A 5,887-nucleotide genomic window follows, 5' to 3' on the forward strand; every position below is an offset into this window, starting at 1 on the left:
CGTGCAGAGCGTGCTCAGCCCGGGTCAGGCGCTGGGCTCGTCGAACCTCGACGTGGCCTTGCAGCAGCAGCGATACGAAGGCTTCGTCAGCCTCGACAACCGCGGTTCGCACTACACCGACCCGACCACCCTGGCCTTCGGCGCCACCGAGTTCTCCCGCCTGGGCTTCTACGAGCAGATCGACGTGCTCGGTGCGATCTCGCCGTTCAGCGATGCCACCCGCTACATCCAGTTGCGCGGCACGTTGCCGCTGGGCGGCATGTTCGCCGGCGATACCCTGCAGATCATGGGTTCCTATTCGAAGGTCAACCCGGACATCCCGGACTCGGTATTCCCCTTCGACAGCGTCAGCAAGAGCACCGAAGGCAGCATTTCCTACAACCATCCCTTCATCCGCTCGCGCTCGCAGAACCTTAGCGGCGGCCTGGCGTTGCAGTGGAAGGATACCGAGACCCGCCTGCGCGACTTCGCCAGCGACGCCTCGAACCCCGGTCGTGACCATGTGCGGGTGTTCCAGCAACGCCTGACCTATGACTGGGTCGACCGTTGGATGGGCATCAACCTGGCGGAGGTGCGCAACAACATCGGCCTGGACATGTGGGGCGCGACCAAGAAGGACGATGAACGTCGTTCCCGCGAAGTGGCCGACGGACGTTTCGTCTATCTCAACGGCAACATCGGGCGTCTGCAAGGGCTCGGCGGACCCTGGTCGGTGTATGGCGAGTTGCAATGGCAGTACAGCTTCGACCCGTTGCTGCCGAGCGAGCGCTTCGGCGTTGGCGGCAGCGGGATCGGTCGCGGCTTCGCCCCGGGCAACATCACCGGTGACCGTGGCTTCGCCCTGAAGCTCGAACCGCGCTATGGCCAGGCGGTGGGCTATAGCTGGCTGCGCAGCTACCAGGCCTACGCTTTCTACGACTGGGGCAAGACCTACAACCTCGACGTGGACGATGACGAGCAGCAGAAGCTCGGCTCGATCGGTGCCGGGGTGCGCTTCAACCTCACCGACCAGTTGTCGTTCAACCCGGAGATTGCCCGCCAGGTCATCGGCGAGCCAGCCGACCAGCGCGATGGGAAGCGCGAGACGCGGGTCCTGTTCAACGTGGTGGCGCGCTTCTGAACCCTGCCGGCCTCCGTTCCGGAGGCTGCTGACGGAGCCCCTCTCCGGTTCTGCGGAGAGGGAGGTCCGTGCTCAATTCCGAGTGTTTTTCTCAAACTTTCGATTTCTTCGATTCTTCATATCGATGCCGTCAATCCGTGTCGAGGTCGGTCGGAGAGGCGTATTCTTGCTGTAACTGCTGTGCTAGAGCGGTTATTCGCACTATTTCAAACGTCGATGAATACTATTGGCGCGCTTCGTTTTCCAATCGATTTTCCCGAACAGAGAATGGCCCCACGTAACGAATACCTGGAGCCACTGCCATGAAACGCCCGCTGATCCTCGCCATCGCCCTTGCTACCCTGACCGCCAATGCCGCCTTCGCCGCACCGCGGGTCGAATCCATCGCCCTGCGCGGTGCCCAACAACTGATCGCCTCCGACGGTTCCGACCGTACCCTCGAGCGCCTGCGCAAGACCCAGGCGCCGCGCGTCCAGGAAGAACGCCGGGTCGCCGAAAGCGGCAGCGAGCAGACCATCGATCGCTTGCACCGCGACATGACCAGCCGCGAGGCGCGCCTGGCCGAGAACGGCAGCGAACAGACCGTCGACCGTCTGCACAAGGACATGGGGCGCGTCGATCTGCGCCTGGCCGACAACGGTAGCGAGCGCACCGTCGACCGCCTGCATCGGGAGATGCGGCGCCCCGCCTGACACCGCGGATCACGCCGCAAGGTGCGAGAAAAGCCCGGCTCGATGCCGGGCTTTCTTATTGCCGAGAAGGTGCGGTGTTCCATGGGGAGGACGGATAACGCCCCAGGCGTTATCGCCGATACGCCGCTGTCGGGGCAGCGACGCGCGACGGCATTGGCCTCAGTGCAGGCGGTCGCGTTGCGCCAGGCTAGGGAACAGCTTCATCCATGCTCCGGTGACCACCAGGGTGCCGATCCCGCCGAGGACCACTGCCGGTACCGTGCCGAACCAGTGTGCGGTGAGCCCGGACTCGAACTCGCCGAGCTGGTTCGAGGCGCCGATGAACAGGCCGTTCACCGCGCTGACCCGGCCGCGCATCTCGTCGGGGGTCTCGAGCTGCACGAAGGCGCCGCGGATGACCATGCTGACCATGTCCGCGGCGCCGAGTACCACCAGCACGCCGAGGGACAGCCAGAACGATTTCGACAGGCCGAAGGCGATGGTTGCCAGGCCGAAGATGCCCACGGAGAGGAACATGATCCGCCCGACGTTGCGTTCGATGCTGAAGTGCGCCAGCCAGAACGACATCGCCAGGGCGCCCACCGCTGGAGCCGAGCGCAGCAGGCCGAGGCCCCAGGGCCCGGTGAGCAGGATGTCCTTGGCGAACACCGGGAGCAGGGCGGTGGCGCCGCCGAGGAGCACGGCGAACAGGTCGAGGGAGATTGCGCCGAAGATGTCCGGTCGGCTGCGGATGAAACGGATGCCGGCGAGCAGCGAGTCGAGGGTGGCCTTGCCCTGGGTGAGCGGCTGGTTGCGTACCGGCAGGCTGAGCGTCAGGACGCAGGCGAGGACGTAGAGAGTCGCGGTCGGCACGTAGACCCAGGAGGCACCGAACGCATAGAGCAGGCCGCCGAGGGCCGGGGCGGCAATGGTCGCCGCCTGCATCGCCGAAGCCGAAGCGGCCACCGCGCGCGGGAACAGTCCGGCCGGTACCAGGTTCGGCAGCAGCGCCTGGGTGGTCGGCATTTCGAAGGCGCGGGCGGTACCGAGGGCGAAGGCGAGGACGAAGATCATGTTGCGGGTGATCTCTCCCGAAGCCGCGCCGAGCACCAGCGCCACCGCCACCAGGGCCTGGCCGGTCTGGCAGAGGGCGGCGATCCTGCGTCGGTCGTAGCGGTCGGCAACGTGCCCGGTGTGGAGCATGAACAGTACCCGCGGGAGGAATTCGACCAGGCCTACCAGGCCCAGGTCGAGGACATTGCCGGTCAGTTCGTAGATGTGCCAGCCGATGGCCACGGTGAGCATCTGGAAGCCGCTGGCGGTGCAGACGCGGGCCAGCCAGAAGGCGAGGAAGGGACGATGGCGGAGCAGGGAGCTGGGTTGGCTGGACATGCTGGGGTCGGGCGTTTCGAGAGGAGGGCGGAGAGTAACATGCGGTTACCTCTTGGCTGTTGCCATTGCCGAAATCGAAGATTCGGAGAAGCGCACGAAAAGGTTGGAGCCGACCTGGCGGACGACCAAAGTCGAGTGTCCATGGGGCCTTCCAGCGGTAGACGGGACTTTTCCTCGGGTGCGACTTGTCGCTAAAATTAACTCCTGAGTCAGGTTTTTCCGCCTGCGTGCTCCACCTCGTCCGTCCGGGCGAGCTGTTCAAGCCTGAATAACGACATGGGTGGGAACCGTACCACCCAGAGGAACTTGCATGTCCAACCGTGATATATCCCGGCGCGCCTTTCTCCAGGGCGGGTTGATCGCCGGCGTGGGTGTCACCCTGGCGCCGCTCGGCAGCCAGGCGTTCGCTGCCTTGTTCGAGAACCAGGTGACCGTTTCCGCCCAGCGCTGGATGGCGGGCAACGGCCAGGTCCGTTTCCGTAACGACGCCTTGTCCAAGGTCTGCGGCAACAAGGTGTTCGCCCGCGATATCCGCGCCAGGGACATGCCCGGCTGGCCGCAGCAGCAAGGCCACGCCATGTTGCTGAAGACTGTTCGCGCCGACCGCATCTACGAAGGCCACGACCTTTCCTGGCTGGGCGCCGAGTTGCAGCCGGACCGTATCGTCACCGCCGCCGACCTGGAGAAGGACGGCATCGTCTTCCCCGAGGCGCATTCGCCCGATCCGCTCCTGCCGCCGGGCAAGGTGCCGATGTTCATCGGCCATCCGGTGGCGATCCTGATCTGGAACGACTTCGAGCGCTTCCGCCGGGCCAAGCTCAAGCTCAAGTTCAACGACAAGGCGATCCGCTATGGCGCCCAGGCCCCGCTGTACCAGGGCGATCCCTACGGCAGCTATCGCTTCGTCCGGGTCGGCGGCAAGACGCCCTACGAGGACGACGAGTTCTCCAGCCTGAAGGACTCGATGCTGTTCCCCACCATCCTCAACCGCAAACCGGTATGGACCCGCGAGCCGAAGCTGCACGGCGACCTCACCGAGCAGGGGCTGTTCCATGCCAAGCGCATGGCCGAGCAACTGGAAAACCCGCCGCAGGACTGGCTGGTCTTCGACGAGCGCTACAAGACCCCATCGATCGAGCCGGCGGCATTGGAGCCGGACAACGGCAACGGCTGGTACGACGCGGCGAGCAAGACCTTGCACTTCGTGGTCGCCACCCAGTGCCCGTTCGAAGTCGCCTACGAAAGCGTGCACATGATCAAGCCGTCGCGCTTCGCCCTGGAGAAGCTCAACATCCATCCGGGCTATACCGTCGGCTACGGCTCCAAGGACAACAACATCTTCGTCTTCTATGCCGCGCTCGCCGCGCTGTATGGCGAGGGTGTGCCGGTGCGCCTGGCCAACGACCGCTACGAGCAGTTCCAGAGCGGCATCAAGCGCCACCCGTTCGACATCCGCTACCAACTGGCGGTAGACAGGAACGACCTCGGCTTCCGCATCTTCCGCGCCGACATGAGCGCCGACGGCGGCGGGCGCGCCAACTACAGCGCCTCGGTGGCGGCGGTGGGCGCCACCGCCGCGCAGTCGATCTACTACATGCCGCAGAACGACCTGGCGGTCACCGCCTATCATTCGCGCGGCGTGGAGGCCGGCTCGATGCGCGGCTACGGTACCCTGCAGACCATGGCCGCGACCGAGATGATGGTCGACGAGATCGCTGGCCGGCTGGGCGTCGACGCCATCGACCTGCGTCGTCGCAACGCCCTGCGCTCGGGCATGAAGAACACCCAGGGCGCGGTCCCGGCCGGTGCCCTGCGCCTGCACGAGATCCTCGACAAGGCCGCTGCCCACGAGGTCTGGAAGGACCGCGACGCACGCAAGAAGCGCTTCGACGCGGAGGACCCGGACAACTGGTATGGGGTCGGCTTCGCCATTTGCCAGAAGGACTTCGGCACCGGCGCCGAGGCGCCGATGGCGAGCATCGAGTTCAGCGCCGACGGGCGCATCAGCCTGCGCCACATCGGCACCGAGATCGGTACCGGGATGTCCACCTCGCAGGCCTTCGTGGTCGGCGACTTCCTCGGCCGTCCGGCGGACGAGGTGAAGACCGCCGAGACCGAATGGCCCGAGCTGCGGCTCACCACCAAGGGCAATCCCTACCTGATGAGCCAGGCCGAGCAGGACGCCGCGCTACGCGATCCGCGCTGGGTCGGCAAGCTGGCCTCGCCGTCGTCGGCGACCAACTCGGCGTTTTATTTCAGCCACGCCACCCGCGAAGCCGCGCGCGTGCTGTTCAACCACGGCCTGTGGCCGGCGGCCCTGGCGCTGTGGCGCAGCGGTCCGTTCGGCGGCCAGGCCAATCCCTATGTGGTGCGCCGCGAAAACGCGGTATGGGTCGACGGCCAGTTGACCGGCAACGGCCTGGCGCCGATTCCCTTCGCCGAGCTGGCGAAGAAGGCCCACGAGATGGGCCTGGTCACCGGCGTCAGCGTCCACGGTTTCAACCGCTGGAGCTGGGCCGAAGCGGACTTCGTCATCGATGGCGTACGCGAACGCCTGCCGCTCGACGCCATGGCGGTGAAGTACGGCGACGGTGCGCCGGGAGTGAAGAAGGCGATGATGAACAGCGCCGGCTTCCACCTGCTCTACCGGCAGAATCCGGCTTATCCGGCGACCCAGCTGAACAACGCGATGGTCACCTACTAC

4 protein-coding genes are annotated in these 5,887 nt (G+C 65.7%); 3 read left to right on the forward strand and 1 reads right to left on the reverse strand.

The features are described 5' to 3' along the window. Positions 1-1,120: two-partner secretion system transporter CdrB (gene cdrB, locus FFS27_RS27180; protein WP_137952332.1), on the forward strand; the 1,120-nt coding region annotated here is incomplete at its 5' end. 302 nt (positions 1,121-1,422) lie between these two features. Beyond that, positions 1,423-1,812, forward strand: a complete 390-nt coding sequence (locus FFS27_RS27185) for a hypothetical protein (protein ID WP_003106768.1) — start codon at positions 1,423-1,425, stop codon at positions 1,810-1,812. 159 nt (positions 1,813-1,971) lie between these two features. Here FFS27_RS27185 and FFS27_RS27190 read toward each other — a convergent pair whose 3' ends face one another. Next, a complete protein-coding gene (locus tag FFS27_RS27190; RefSeq protein ID WP_003110884.1) occupies positions 1,972-3,183 on the reverse strand; it encodes an MFS transporter in 1,212 nt (403 codons plus the stop codon). 310 nt (positions 3,184-3,493) lie between these two features. On the opposite strand from FFS27_RS27190, the gene FFS27_RS27200 reads away from it, so the two are divergent. After that, the coding region (locus FFS27_RS27200) for a xanthine dehydrogenase family protein molybdopterin-binding subunit (protein WP_137952333.1) at positions 3,494-5,887 on the forward strand (2,394 nt) is incomplete at its 3' end.

Origin of the sequence: Pseudomonas sp. 2VD (genome assembly GCF_005503585.1) — a bacterium.
GTDB classification, from domain to species: Bacteria; Pseudomonadota; Gammaproteobacteria; order Pseudomonadales; family Pseudomonadaceae; genus Pseudomonas; species Pseudomonas aeruginosa.

What these genes read in the sequence shown, in the direction of transcription:
- FFS27_RS27185 (WP_003106768.1), top strand. Translation starts at nt 1,423, where the DNA reads ATGAAACGCCCGCTGATCCTCGCCATCGCCCTTGCTACCCTGACCGCC.
- FFS27_RS27190 (WP_003110884.1), bottom strand. Translation starts at nt 3,183, where the DNA reads ATGTCCAGCCAACCCAGCTCCCTGCTCCGCCATCGTCCCTTCCTCGCC.